A 13,011-nucleotide genomic window follows, 5' to 3' on the forward strand; every position below is an offset into this window, starting at 1 on the left:
GGGAGAGGTACAGCGCCGCCGCCCAGGCGAAAACAGCGCCATCATCTCCGCCGTCGTTCCGGGGCGCGCGCAGCGCGAGCCCGGAACCCATACCCACAGGACGTGGTGTGGGGCACGCCGGTCATGGGCATCTCGCCTAACACATTGTCCTGTGGTTATGGATTCCGGGCTCATTCGCGCTTGCGCGCGAATGAGCCCGGAATGACGGAGCAAACCAACCACGGGCACGGGTCGAGGCCACTCACATCGACCCTAGCCCCCCAATCAGAAATCGGGTGGAGTGCCCTGCCCGGCCGTCCTACATCCGGACTCATGATGACCCTCGCCATTCACGATTCCGCCCTGGCCAAGCCGGGCCCGCAACAATCCGCCGCGCTGCGCGACTACGACGCGGTGCGCCGCGCGATCGCGTTCATCTCCGAGCATTGGCGCCGGCAGCCGACCATCGAGGACATGGCCGAGGCGGCCAGCCTGACGCCGGACGAGCTGCACCATCTGTTCCGGCGCTGGGCCGGGCTGACGCCAAAGGCGTTCATGCAGGCGCTGACGCTCGACCACGCCAAGGGCCTGCTGAAGGGCTCGGCCAGCGTGCTCGACGCCGCGCTCGACTCCGGCCTGTCGGGCCCCGGCCGCCTGCACGACCTGTTCGTCACCCACGAGGCGATGTCGCCCGGCGAATGGAAGACCGGCGGCGCCGGCACCACCTTGCGCTACGGCTTCCACCCCTGCCCGTTCGGCATGGCGCTGGTGATGGCCACCCCGCGCGGCCTTGCCGGCCTCGCCTTCGCCGACCCCGGCGAGGAGGCCTCCGCACTCGCCGACATGAAGAGCCGCTGGCCCCGCGCCGACTATGTCGAAGACGTCCCCGGCACCGCCGGCCTCGCGCAGCGCATCTTCGACAAGGCGCTGTGGCGCCCCGACCAGCCGCTGCGCGTCGTCCTGATCGGCACCGATTTCGAGGTCCGCGTCTGGGAAGCCCTGCTCAAGATCCCGATGGGCCGCGCCGTCTGCTACTCGGACATCGCAACCCGGCTGGAGTCGCCAAAGGCCTCGCGCGCAGTGGGCGCGGCGGTGGGCAAGAACCCGATCTCGTTCGTGGTGCCGTGCCATCGCGCGCTGGGGAAGACCGGCGCGCTCACGGGCTATCACTGGGGGCTGACGCGCAAGCAGGCGATGATCGGGTGGGAGGCTGGGCAGGTGGGGATGGGGTAGTTGGGCCTTCATGCCCAAAAGCAGGGCACGGCCCCAGTGAAAATTTTGACGTCAGTAGCGCAAGCTAACTGAAAAGGTCGGGTTGCGTCACCTCGTCCAGCCGGATCACGCCTAGCAGCTGCCAAGTCTGAGGTCTCTTGGCTTGGTTTCCGAGCGCGAACACCATACCCTTTCGCGGATAGTCGTCGTCGTATACGGCTCGCATGCGGCTTAGTGTACCAGCTTCACCGTACTCGGCACACCAGCGCCAAAACATTGCATGGGTTTCCCAGTCGCCGTTTTGGTAATTGTGTCGGCCGTCATCGTCATCAAACTCAAATCGAAAATCGAACGGCGATGGCTGTAGTTCAGCCAGTTCCTTGTCGAATATCGATGTTTGACGGGCGGCAAGTTTAAAAGCTGCACGCTCCTCGGCGAGATCAGCCGCAGATTTTCTTTTCGCAACGAACTTCGTGTTTCGAGGACGAATGAGAGTTAGCGTTCTGCCAAGCGCCATCGCCTCCTTGGCAGAGCCGGTGATGAGTGGCGACAGCAATCGCGTCCGCTCATCTGGCGGCAAATGGCCGTCGATGGTGATACTATCTTCGTAGACGTGACAGCTCTCGCATCGCTTGTCCCGTGTAGGAGGTCGATAGGAGAACTTCACCCAGTCCCAGCGAGAGAAGCTGCTGTCTCCCTGCAGGTGTCGAAAGCGTACGGGAAATAGCCGCTTCCATTGCCCCTCGACGGTCACGCCAGCGCAGCAGACCGTTTCCCCGTAGGTTCTACTGGGCTGCGGCAGCGCCTTGACCAGAACGACTGCTCGGGAGCTTCGAGGCGTTACGGACATAGCGATCAGGTTCATCACCAAAGAGGTGAAACATAGTGACCTGAGTCGGTAGTGCGTTTGCAACAATCAACCTATGGCATCCACCAGGATCCCGTTCAAAGCACATAAGGCAGGTGGCCTGCTCGCTGACCAAATTGGCCAACTCTTGAAGACTCTGCTGCGGCGCACTCTGAGCTAGGTGCCTGCTGTAGATCTCGCGGAATTGCGCCAAGTGGCCCGCTCTCGCAGCATCACGCCCAGGCTTTGGGTCGCCGAGCGGTGCGAGGTGAATGTAACGAATGCCTTCTTGCTCGAGCCGGTCGCGGAGCTTCGTCTTCGAGAATCCCTTCTTCCGGGAGATCGGAACTGCGCGGACATCGGCCAGAACCTGAACCTTAACGCTTTTCAATGTGGCTACGAACCGGTCGATATCGGTGCCCTCGTACCCAATGGTGTACAGCGTCGTCATCTTCCTATCACCCGCGTTCCGGCGTCGATCTTGGTTTAGTAAAAGTAAACGCCCCCTTACTCTGCTCGATGACCAGATGCAAAATTCGCTTCTGAGCACAGTCTCAGTGCCGTTCGCCACCTTCGCGGCGCAGCCAAGCCGCTAGAAACACCAGACCAGAGGCTGCTTCTTATATTTGTAAGTTTATTGCGTTTTATACGAATATATGATTTGATGCGCTATCCCGCCTCAACGAGAGGGGCGTCGCGCGCGATCGTCACGACACGCGAGGTGGGGAGGCGATGGCCGCGGTCTGCCGCAGCGTGTCCTGATGGGCGCGCCGACGAACGGTGGGACCGTGGACGTGAAGTCGCAGCGTCCTGACACCCCGATGCTGGTGTCCCGCGCAATGCGCAAGCATTGTCGCGCATGGTGGCCAACAAGCCCGGCGCACCAGGGAGACTGCGTATGAAGACCATCGCGCAGGGAATGCCGGTTGTTCTCGGCTGAACCTGTGGTGACTGCCGCCTGCTTTTTATTCTGCAGGCGGGCCATGGGTGCGGCCAGCATCCGGCATTCCCTGCGCCCTCTCGATTTGTCGGAGGGACATGGTGCGAGCACGACTCGGGCGAATGCGCCGCGAGGTCGTTGAGCCGTGGGCGGGGCTGTTTGAGATGTGAATTGGGGAGATGATCCGCGTGGCCGGGTACGCGGGACGTGTCGTGTCCGTGCCTGCGGACAACGTCGCCTCAATGGCGGTGGTCGTTGGGTCACTCAGGCCGTCATGGCCGGGCTTGACCCGGCCATCCAGCTTCTTGGAAAGAGTCTCGCGAAGGGAATGGATGCCCGGGTCAAGCCCGGGCATGACGAGTCAACTAATGAGTTGGGTCGCTTGGGTGACGTTGCTGATGAGGCACTGCCCGTGGGGCTGCCCCTCACCCCAGCCCTCTCCCCGTAAGAACGGGGCGAGGGGGCGCACCGGCGCTGCGGCTGAGAGTGGGGCTTCAACTCACAAAGGCGCCATAACTCACAAAGGCGCTGTCAACTGCGGGCTGGTCGCGCGTGCGACGACTAGCCCGCCAGATCCAGCTTCGACTCCACGGTCGAATCCGCCTTCAGGCGGTAGATGATCGGCACGCCGGTGGCGAGCTCGCGCTTCAAAATGCCTTCTGGCGTCAGCTTCTCCAGCACCATGATCAGCGCGCGGAGCGAGTTGCCGTGGGCGGCGACCAAAGTGCGCTGGCCGTTGAGGACGCCGGGGAGGATCTCCTGGACGTAGTAGGGCAGCGCGCGGGCCAGCGTATCCTTGAGGCTTTCGCCGCCGGGCGGGGGGACGTCGTAGGAGCGGCGCCAGACGTGGACCTGCTCCTCGCCCCATTTGGCGCGGGCGTCGTCCTTGTTGAGGCCGGAGAGGTCGCCATAGTCGCGCTCGTTGAGCGCGAGGTTTTTCGAGGTCGGCAGGCCGGGCTGGCCGAGCTCGTCGAGGATCAGCTTCAGGGTGTGCTGGGCGCGCGTCAGCTCGGAGGTGAAGGCGACATCGAACGACAGGCCATGCGCCTTCAGCTTGCGGCCGGCGTCCTTGGCTTCGCTGACGCCCTGCTCGGTGAGGTCAGGATCCTTCCAGCCGGTGAACAGGTTCTTCAGGTTCCACTCGCTCTGGCCGTGGCGCACCAGCACCAGGAGACGTTCGCTCATTTCTATGAGATCCACTTGGTTTGATTAGAACAGGTCCTTGAGGCCGAGCACGTCGTCCATCGTGTAGTAGCCCGGCGGCTTGCCATGCGCCCACAGCGCCGCCTTCAGCGCGCCATGGGCGAAGATCATGCGGTCCTCGGCCTGATGCGACAGCACGAGGCGCTCGGACGGACCGGCGAAGATGACGCTGTGATCGCCGGCCGCGGTGCCGCCGCGCAGCGAGGCGAATCCGATGTCGCCGGAGCGGCGCGCCCCGGTGATGCCGTCGCGGCCGCGCGCGGAGTGATCCTCCAGCGAGATGCCGCGGCCTTCGGCGGCGGCGCGGCCCAGCATCAAGGCGGTGCCCGAGGGCGCGTCGACCTTGTGCTTGTGATGCATCTCGAGGATCTCGATGTCGAAATTCGCGTCGAGCGACTTCGCCACCTGCTTGACCAGCGCCGACAGCAGGTTGACGCCGAGGCTCATATTGCCGGACTGCACGACGATGGCGCGCTTGGTGACGCTCTTGATGACCGCGTCGTCGGACGCCGACAGGCCGGTGGTGCCGATGATGTGCGCGATGCCGCGCTCGGCGGCGATGGCGACATTGGCGATGGTCGCCGCCGGCACCGTGAAATCGAGGATGCCGTCGGCCTCGGCCGACATCGCCCAGAGATCGGCCGACAGCTTGATATTGTTGGCGGGCAGGCCGGCGAGCAGGCCGGAATCCTTGCCGATCAGCTCGGAGCCCGGCGCCTCCAGCGCGCCGGCAAGCGTCGCGCCGTCGCTGTCGGCGATGGCCCGCACCAGCGCCCGGCCCATGCGGCCGCCGGCTCCTGCAACGATCAAGCGCATCTTCGACATCTCGCGTTCCTCCGCCCCGTCAGGGGCTATAGCCGGGGCCGATGGCGGCGGCAACCGAGGCGGCCGCGCAGCCGGGCTGCGCTCAGGGCTGCGGGCCGTCATAGCCCTCGATGATGACCAGGTCGCCTTCCGAGTGCGGCGAGCGCATCGCGACCAGGCGCTGGTATTCCGGGGAATTGTAGCAGGCGAGCGCGGTCTCGTAGTCCTTGAACTCAATCACGACGTTGCGCGAGCGCGAGGTGCCTTCGCGGGTCTCGTACTTGCCGCCGCGGACCAGGAATTTGGCGCCGAACTGATGGAACACCGCGCCGTTCTGCGCGACGTACTCCTTGTAGCCGTCCATGTTGTGCACGTCGATCCGCGCGATCCAATAGGCCTTGGCCATCCCTGTCATCTCCTCCTTGTCGGGCGTCTGGTTTAAGTCCGGTTGGTCTTGCCGACCAGCGCGACGGCGCTGGCAATGTCGGCGACGATGCTCTCGGCCGCCGCAGCCGGATCCGCGGCGCTGGTGACGGGACGGCCGACGACGAGACGGTCGGCGCCGCCGGCGATCGCCAGCGCCGGCGTCATGATGCGCTTCTGGTCGCCAACGTCCGAGCCCGCCGGGCGGATCCCGGGGGTGACGAGCTGCATGTCAGGGCCGACCAGCGGGCGCACCAGCGCCGTCTCCTCGGGCGACAGGATCAGGCCGTGGATGCCGATGTCGCGGGCCTGCACGGCGCGGTGAGCGACGAGCTCCTTGACGGTCATGGCGTAGCCGGCGGCGGCGAGGTCGGCATCGTCGTAGGAGGTCATCACCGTGACGGCGAGCAGCTCGAGGGGGGAGCCGGCGGCGCCGACGAGCGCGGCTTTCATGCTCTGCGAGAAGCCGTGCACGGTGAGGAAGCGGGCGCCGAGCCTGGCGATCTGGCGCGTGGCGCGTTCGACGGTGTTCGGGATGTCGTGCAGCTTGAGGTCCATGAAGACGTGCTTGCCGGACGCCGCGAGGCGCTCGGCGAGGCCGAGGCCGCCGGCATAGGTCAGCTCCATGCCGATCTTGTAGAACGTCACGCTGTCGCCGAGCTTAGCGATCATCGCCTCGGCGTCAGCGACACTCGGCAGGTCGAGGGCGACGATCAGGCGGTCGCGGGGAGCAATCTCGGTCGGCATGTCACCTCACGTCGTCTGTTGGACAGTTTCAATCAGCTGCTGCACCAGCGCATCGAGCGCGGCCATGTCGGCCGGCAGTTTCAGCCGGTCCATGTCGTTGTACGCCTTGTCGGCAAAGGCAAGCGCGACCTGGCTCGGGATCACCATGGCGTTGCACGCGGTCAGCATCAGCCGCAGCGCCGCCAGCACGCGGACGCCGCCGAAGCGGTTCTCGGACGCGGCGGCGATCGCGAACGGCCTGTTGCGGAAAACCGCACCGCGGCCCTCCGGCGGCTCGTCGACGCGCGACAGCCAGGCGATGGCGTTGCTGACGAGCGGCGGCACCGAGGCGTTGTATTCCGGCGTGACCAGCAGCACGCCATGATGGGCCGCGATCATGCGCTTGAGATTGAGAGCTTGCGGCGGCACGCCCGAGGAGGTCTCGACATCGGCCTCATAGAGCGGCAACGGAAAGTCGGCGAGCGAGATGCGGGTCACATCCACGCCGGCCTGCACGAACTGATAGGCGGCGGCGGCGGCGAGCCGGACATTGTGCGAGCCGGCCCGGGTCGAGCCGGGGATGATCAGGATCTTGAGCGCGGACATCGGGCGGACGGGTGTCTGACCCGCCGCGCAAACCGCGGCTGCCGGTCAGGGCTTGCGATACACCCAGACGCGGGCCGGCGGAAGGTTCATCCAGATCCGCTCGGATGCCTCGGTCTTGACGCCGGGCAGCGATTTCGGAATCGGAGGCACGACGGAATAGGTGAACTGCACGAACGGTGCGTTCGGCGCCATCGCGGCGAAGGCGTCGCGCACCAGCTTCATGCGGGTCAGCATCGGCTTGGTGACCAGCGGCAGGCCGGAGACCACGGCCGAGGCTGGCGCGCCAAGCACGTTCCACAGCGTGTCGCGCAGCCGGTAGGCGTCGCCCTGCACCACCTTGGCCTGCGGGTAGCGGTCGCGCAGCAGCGCACAGAAGCTTGGATTGTATTCGACGAGGACGAGCCGCTTCTGATCGACGCCATGCTCGACCAGCGCCGCGGTGATCGCGCCGGTGCCGGGCCCGAGCTCGATCACCGGACCGGTGCCATGAGGATCGACATACTGCGCCATGGTGCGGGCCAGCAGCCGTCCCGACGGCATCACGGCGCCCATATGCAGCGGCTTCTCGATCCATGAGCGGAGGAAGCGCACCTCGTCGTCCAGACGAAGAGGCTTTTTCGACGCACGCACGGACGTTTGCAGGGGCATCTCAGTACCAGACGGGACCGTTTTCACGGCGATGTCAGAAAAGAGTCACAAAGACGTATAGGTCGCAGGCGGGGCGGTCAAGCCGAACCGTAACTCACGATTAAGGCTGCCGGGTCCGTCGTCCTACAGATGAATGTGATAATTTTTTGCATGTGCGGAGCAGCAAAATCGCGGCATCCGCACAACCGAAGATCGCCCGGCCAGGATGGCCGAGCGCGCGCGTCGCTCAGCTCGCGGCCTTGCCGAAGAAGTCCTTGACCTTGGTGAAGAAGCCGGCGGCCTCCGGCTGGGTCGCGCCGGACGACAGCTTCTCGAACTCGGCGAGCAGCTCCTGCTGCTTCTTCGTCAGGTTCTGCGGCGTCTCGACCACGACCTGGACGTACATATCGCCGGTCTGGCGCGAGCGCAGCACCGGCATGCCCTTGGCGGCGATGCGGAAGCGGCGGCCGGACTGGGTGCCGGCGGGGATCTTCACCTTGGTCTTGCCGTTGTCGATCGTCGGCACCTCGAACTCGCCGCCGAGCGCCGCCGTCACCATCGAGATCGGCACGCGGCAATGCAGGTCTGCGCCGTCGCGCTGGAAGAACTCGTGGGCGGTCAGCGACAGGAAGATGTAGAGGTCGCCCGGCGGACCGCCGCGCAGGCCGGCCTCGCCCTCACCCGCGAGGCGAATGCGGGTGCCGTCCTCGACACCCTGCGGGATGTTGACCGACAAGGTGCGGTCACGCGTGACCCGGCCGGAGCCGGAGCACGACGGGCAGGGATCCTCGATCATCTGGCCGCGGCCGTGGCAGCCGGGGCAGGTGCGCTCCAGCGTGAAGAAGCCCTGCGCCTGGCGGACGCGGCCGGCGCCGCCGCACATCGCGCAGGTCTTCGGCTTGGTGCCGGCCTTGGCCCCGGTGCCGGAGCAGGGCTCGCAGGTCACCGAGACCGGGATCTCGATCTGCGCGGTCTTGCCGAGGAAGGCTTCCTCGAGCGTGATTTCCATGTTGTAGCGCAAATCGGCGCCGCGCTCGCGGCCGGTGCCGCCGCGCCGCTGCCCGGCCATGCCGAACAGATCCTCGAAGATGTCGGAGAAGGACGAGGCGAAGCCGGCGCCGAAGCCGTGCGGCCCGCCGCCCGCGCCCTGCTCGAACGCGGCATGGCCATAGCGGTCATAGGCGGCGCGCTTGTCGGCGTCGCGCAGCACCTCATAGGCCTCGTTGATTTCCTTGAACTTGACCTCGCTGGAGGCGTCGCCCGGATTCTTGTCCGGGTGCCACTTCATGGCCAGCTTGCGGAACGCCGTCTTCAGCTTGCCCTCGTCGGCGTCGCGCTCGACTTCCAGGGTCTCGTAGTAGCAGCGCTTGGTGGACATCAATCAAACCCGCCCGAACATCGTCAGACCTCAACGGCTCGCGCGCGCCGCGCGCCAGTTCAATGAAAATGACCCCCATCCAACGAGACGCCAGCAGCGCTCTTTGGCATGGGGGTCATGGCTATCAGCCTCTACCGTCGTTTAAGCAGATTTCTTCTTGTCGTCGTCGACCTCGGTGAACTCCGCGTCGACCACGTCATCCTTGGCAGCGTCGCGGGCCGCGTCGCTCTCGGCCTGCTGCTTGTACATGGCCTCGCCGAGCTTCATCGACGCCTGGGCCAAGGTGTTGGTCTTGGTCTTGATGGCCTCGGCATCGTCGCCCTTCAGCGCTTCCTTCAGGTCGCTGACGGCATCCTCGATGGCGCGACGCTCGGTGTCGGCAACCTTCGAGCCATGCTCGGCCAGCGCCTTCTCGGTGGAATGCACCAGCGCGTCGGCATGGTTCTTGGCGTCGACCGCCTCGCGGCGCTTCTTGTCGGCCGCGGCATTGGCCTCGGCGTCCTTGACCATCTTGTCGATGTCGGCTTCCGACAGACCACCCGAGGCCTGGATGCGGATCTGCTGCTCCTTGCCGGTGGCCTTGTCCTTGGCCGAGACGTTGACGATGCCGTTGGCGTCGATGTCGAACGTCACCTCGATCTGCGGCATGCCGCGCGGCGCCGGCGGGATGCCCATCAGGTCGAACTGGCCGAGCATCTTGTTGTCGGCCGCCATCTCGCGCTCACCCTGGAAGACCCGGATGGTGACCGCGTTCTGATTGTCCTCGGCGGTCGAGAACACCTGGCTCTTCTTGGTCGGGATCGTGGTGTTGCGGTCGATGATGCGGGTGAACACGCCGCCCAGGGTCTCGATGCCCAGCGACAGCGGGGTCACGTCGAGCAGCAGCACGTCCTTGACGTCGCCCTGCAGCACGCCGGCCTGAATCGCGGCACCGATCGCCACCACCTCGTCGGGGTTGACGCCCTTGTGCGGCTCCTTGCCGAAGAACTGCTTCACCATCTCCTGGATCTTCGGCATGCGGGTCATGCCGCCGACCAGGACCACTTCGCCGATCTCGCCGGCGGTCAGGCCGGCATCCTTCAGCGCCTTGCGGCACGGCTCGATGGTCTTCTCAACGAGGTCGGCCACCAGCGCCTCGAACTTGGCGCGGGTCAGCTTCATCGTCAGATGCTTCGGACCGGACTGGTCCGCGGTGATGAAGGGCAGATTGATCTCGGTCTGCGTGGTCGACGACAGCTCGATCTTGGCCTTCTCGGCAGCTTCCTTAAGGCGCTGCAGAGCGAGCTTGTCGTTGCGCAGGTTGATGCCCTGCTCCTTCTGGAATTCGTCGGCGAGGTAGCTGACCAGACGCATGTCGAAGTCTTCACCGCCGAGGAAGGTGTCGCCGTTGGTCGACTTCACCTCGAACACGCCGTCGCCGATCTCCAGGATCGAGACGTCGAAGGTGCCGCCGCCGAGGTCGTACACAGCGATCGTGCCGGCCTTGGTCTTGTCGAGGCCATAGGCGAGCGCCGCCGCGGTCGGCTCGTTGATGATGCGCAGCACCTCGAGACCGGCGATCTTGCCGGCGTCCTTGGTGGCCTGGCGCTGGGCGTCGTTGAAATAGGCGGGGACGGTGATGACGGCCTGGTCGACCTTCTGGCCGAGATGGGCCTCAGCGGTCTCCTTCATCTTCTGCAGGATGAAGGCGGAGACCTGCGAGGGCGAATAGGTCTTGCCGTCGGCCTCGACCCAGGCGTCGCCGTTGCCGGCCTTGACGATCTTGTAGGGGACGAGCTTCTTGTCCTTCTCGACCATCGGGTCGTCGTAGCGGCGGCCGATCAGGCGCTTCACTGCGAAGAAGGTGCGCTCGGGGTTGGTGACGGCCTGGCGCTTGGCCGGCTGGCCGACCAGCCGCTCGCCATCGTCACTGAAGGCGACGATCGACGGCGTCGTGCGCATGCCCTCGGCGTTCTCGATGACTTTCGACGATTTGCCGTCCATGACGGCCACGCACGAATTCGTGGTGCCGAGATCGATCCCGATGACCTTTCCCATGGTCTCATATCCTTCTTTTTGCGGCAGGTTGGGTGGGGCCCTGACGGCGCCCCCATCCAAAACCCCCTCAGATCAAATGCTCGCGATATTGCGACGATGAGCGTCATATAGGAGGGGGGGAGGCACCCGCAAGGACCGGAGGAGACCGGCGAGCGCGGAAAAGCCGCGGATTTTTCGCGGCTCCGGGAAAGCCCCGAGGACCGGCGCGGACGGGCTGCCCGACGCCCGGCGCGCAGGGGCTTCGACGGCCGCAAACAGGCGCGAACGCCGCACGGGCAGGCCGCAAAGCCGCCCTCATTGCGGCGCGCGCCGACCGAGGGACATCATGCTTAGCAAACCCATAATCGGCGGTCATGATCGGGTCCGCTGCGGTGGCCGATCCGTCTCTGCGGGCGGAACTTCAGGTCGCACCCGTCGGCCTGTTACCGGCGCGGCAAACCCGCTAAAAGGCGTCTCGTCCGAGGACGGCGATTGCGGGGACGATCACGGCCGTCGAACTCGATCAATGAACGAGGCAGTTTCTTCATGATGTTCTCCCGACTTCTCGCCGCGGCGCTGGTGTCGATCTCCCTGCTCGGACCGGCGCTCGCGGCGGACGCGATCTACCCGCCCGGCGTCCGCATCGGGCTCGCGCCGCTGGTCGGACTCGGCAAGGCCAAGAGCTTCCCGGGTTTCGAGACCGAGGATGGCAGCGTCAAGGTGCTGCTGACCGAGCTGCCGGCGAAGGCCTATGGCGAGGTGAAGAACGCGTTCACCGCCAATCCCGGCGGCACCGGCAACATCAAGCCGGAGAGCATCGAGACAGCAGCCGGCACCGCCTACTACACGGTGGAGAACGGGCGCGACGGCAACACCCCCGTGCGGCGCTATTCGATGATCCTGCCCGGCACCGGCTTCTCCGGCTATGTCGCCGTGCAGATCCCGGAGACCGCGAGCAAGATCTACACCGACGATGCCGTGCGCCAGATGTTCGCCTCGGCCGTGGTCCGCAAGGAGGTCCCGGTCGACGAGCAATTGTCGACCATGCCGTTCAACGTCACCGAGCTCTCGGGCTTCAAGACCATCCGCACGCTGGGGCCGGGCGCGCTGATTCTCGCCGATGGCGAAGAGGACAAGGGGTTCGAAGCGGCGCCGTTCGTGGTGATCGGGCTGGTGGCCGGCGTCGCGCCCGAGGCAGGCGATCGCGGCCGCGTCGCGCAGCAGGCCGCTACCACCATTCCCGGCGTCCGCGAAGCCCGCATCACCATGTCCGAGCCGATCCGCATCGACGGCCTGCCGGCCTACGAGACCCGCATCGAGGCCATCAGCGGCAAGGACAATACGCCGGTCACGGTGGTGCAATGGCTGCGCTTCGGCGGCCCGAACACGCTGCGAATCATCGGCAGCGCGCCGCGGGATCAGTGGTCGGCGGCGTTCCCGCGCTTCCGCGCGGTGCGCGACGGGATCCAGCCCAAGGGTTAGCGGGCCGCTCACGCCTTGCGCGCGAGCGCGACGTATTGGGCCCCGAGCGGCAGCCAGCCGAGCAGCCCTTCGATCGGCCGCAGCCACGCCAGCGCGCGCGGGAAGAACAGGCTGTACCGAGTGCGCGGCGCGCTCCAGCCAGCGTCGCGCAGGCGCTGCGCCAGGCTGCGCGCGACAATCAGCTCCGCATTCGCGTCGAACGGGCAGGTGTTGACGGCGTGGACCGTGAGCGGATTGAGCGGATTGTGCTCGAACACCGCGATCAGGCCGCCGGGGCGGGTGATCCGATGCAGCTCGCGCAGCCAGCCGACGTGCTGCTCATGCGGAATGTGGTGGAACACGCAGGCCGAGAACACCACGTCGAACCGGCCGGCTTCGGTCGGAATGCGGTCCTGCTCGATCAGCAGGCTCTCGCCGCCGCCGGGATGACGCTGCTGCGCCAACGCGAGGCTGCGTTCCGAGACGTCGGCGTTGGTCAGCGCCGCCTCGGGGAAATAACGCCGGAAGAACGGAATCGAGTTGCCGATGCCGGCGCCGAAATCGCAGATCTGCGCCACCTCGAGCCGGCCGAGATCGGTGATCTGCCGCAGCAGCCTGATCTTGTACTCCGCGAAATATTCGGGACCTTCGCCCGTGACCGCGACGTTGGCGCGGTGCTGGTCCTCATAGGCGTCGGCAAAACGGTCAAACTCGGCCTTGTCCATCGTCCGCGGTCCAGTTCTGACACGAGATTCGGCAATGGCAGGCCCGCGGCCTGTCCCCGTCACG

Annotated in this window: 13 protein-coding genes; 2 read left to right on the top strand and 11 right to left on the bottom strand. The window is 65.9% G+C overall.

The window, feature by feature from the left end; translation table 11 throughout:
- Positions 1 to 312: 312 nt before the first annotated feature.
- A complete protein-coding gene (locus BRAO375_RS30710) occupies positions 313 to 1,212 on the top strand; it encodes a methylated-DNA--[protein]-cysteine S-methyltransferase (RefSeq protein ID WP_009031318.1) in 900 nt (299 codons plus the stop codon).
- A 64-nt stretch (positions 1,213 to 1,276) separates the two neighbouring features.
- Here BRAO375_RS30710 and BRAO375_RS30715 read toward each other — a convergent pair whose 3' ends face one another.
- The 10 genes from BRAO375_RS30715 to dnaK all read right to left on the bottom strand — a co-directional run bounded on the left by BRAO375_RS30715 (position 1,277) and on the right by dnaK (position 10,782).
- Complete coding sequence (locus tag BRAO375_RS30715) at positions 1,277 to 2,056, bottom strand: DUF8758 domain-containing protein (RefSeq protein WP_502688986.1); 780 nt, start codon at positions 2,054 to 2,056, stop codon at positions 1,277 to 1,279.
- Positions 1,977 to 2,489 (bottom strand): DUF488 domain-containing protein, encoded by a 513-nt coding sequence (locus tag BRAO375_RS30720; protein ID WP_009031320.1) that lies wholly within the window; start codon positions 2,487 to 2,489, stop codon positions 1,977 to 1,979. The genes BRAO375_RS30715 and BRAO375_RS30720 overlap by 80 nt, the downstream gene beginning before the upstream one ends.
- Positions 2,490 to 3,539: 1,050 nt before the next feature.
- A complete protein-coding gene (locus tag BRAO375_RS30725; protein ID WP_009031322.1) occupies positions 3,540 to 4,163 on the bottom strand; it encodes a 2,3-bisphosphoglycerate-dependent phosphoglycerate mutase in 624 nt (207 codons plus the stop codon).
- Between the two features lie 24 nt (positions 4,164 to 4,187).
- Positions 4,188 to 5,006 (bottom strand): 4-hydroxy-tetrahydrodipicolinate reductase, encoded by an 819-nt coding sequence (gene dapB / locus BRAO375_RS30730; RefSeq protein WP_009031323.1) that lies wholly within the window; start codon positions 5,004 to 5,006, stop codon positions 4,188 to 4,190.
- Positions 5,007 to 5,088: 82 nt separating this feature from the next.
- On the bottom strand, positions 5,089 to 5,391 hold the full coding sequence (locus BRAO375_RS30735; RefSeq protein WP_009031324.1) for a DUF1330 domain-containing protein: 303 nt from the start codon (positions 5,389 to 5,391) through the stop codon (positions 5,089 to 5,091).
- Between the two features lie 32 nt (positions 5,392 to 5,423).
- The gene (gene pyrF, locus BRAO375_RS30740; RefSeq protein ID WP_009031325.1) at positions 5,424 to 6,155 is read right to left on the bottom strand and encodes an orotidine-5'-phosphate decarboxylase; all 732 of its coding nucleotides are present in this window, start codon (positions 6,153 to 6,155) and stop codon (positions 5,424 to 5,426) included.
- A 6-nt stretch (positions 6,156 to 6,161) separates the two neighbouring features.
- Positions 6,162 to 6,740: an NADPH-dependent FMN reductase gene (locus tag BRAO375_RS30745; RefSeq protein ID WP_009031326.1), complete on the bottom strand. Its 579-nt coding sequence runs from the start codon at positions 6,738 to 6,740 to the stop codon at positions 6,162 to 6,164.
- A 45-nt stretch (positions 6,741 to 6,785) separates the two neighbouring features.
- On the bottom strand, positions 6,786 to 7,388 hold the full coding sequence (locus tag BRAO375_RS30750) for a class I SAM-dependent methyltransferase (protein WP_009031327.1): 603 nt from the start codon (positions 7,386 to 7,388) through the stop codon (positions 6,786 to 6,788).
- 226 nt (positions 7,389 to 7,614) lie between these two features.
- Positions 7,615 to 8,745 carry a molecular chaperone DnaJ gene (gene dnaJ, locus BRAO375_RS30755; protein ID WP_009031328.1) on the bottom strand — a complete coding sequence of 377 codons (1,131 nt, stop codon included), beginning with the start codon at positions 8,743 to 8,745 and terminating at the stop codon, positions 7,615 to 7,617.
- 141 nt (positions 8,746 to 8,886) lie between these two features.
- A complete protein-coding gene (gene dnaK, locus BRAO375_RS30760; RefSeq protein ID WP_009031329.1) occupies positions 8,887 to 10,782 on the bottom strand; it encodes a molecular chaperone DnaK in 1,896 nt (631 codons plus the stop codon).
- A 525-nt stretch (positions 10,783 to 11,307) separates the two neighbouring features.
- Here dnaK and BRAO375_RS30765 point away from each other — a divergent pair.
- Positions 11,308 to 12,243, top strand: a complete 936-nt coding sequence (locus BRAO375_RS30765; RefSeq protein WP_009031330.1) for a hypothetical protein — start codon at positions 11,308 to 11,310, stop codon at positions 12,241 to 12,243.
- 8 nt (positions 12,244 to 12,251) lie between these two features.
- Here the strand turns inward: BRAO375_RS30765 and BRAO375_RS30770 are convergent, their stop codons facing one another.
- The gene (locus tag BRAO375_RS30770; RefSeq protein WP_009031331.1) at positions 12,252 to 12,947 is read right to left on the bottom strand and encodes a class I SAM-dependent methyltransferase; all 696 of its coding nucleotides are present in this window, start codon (positions 12,945 to 12,947) and stop codon (positions 12,252 to 12,254) included.
- Positions 12,948 to 13,011 lie beyond the last annotated feature (64 nt).

The sequence above is a fragment of the Bradyrhizobium sp. ORS 375 genome (assembly GCF_000239775.1).
Classification (GTDB): domain Bacteria; phylum Pseudomonadota; class Alphaproteobacteria; order Rhizobiales; family Xanthobacteraceae; genus Bradyrhizobium.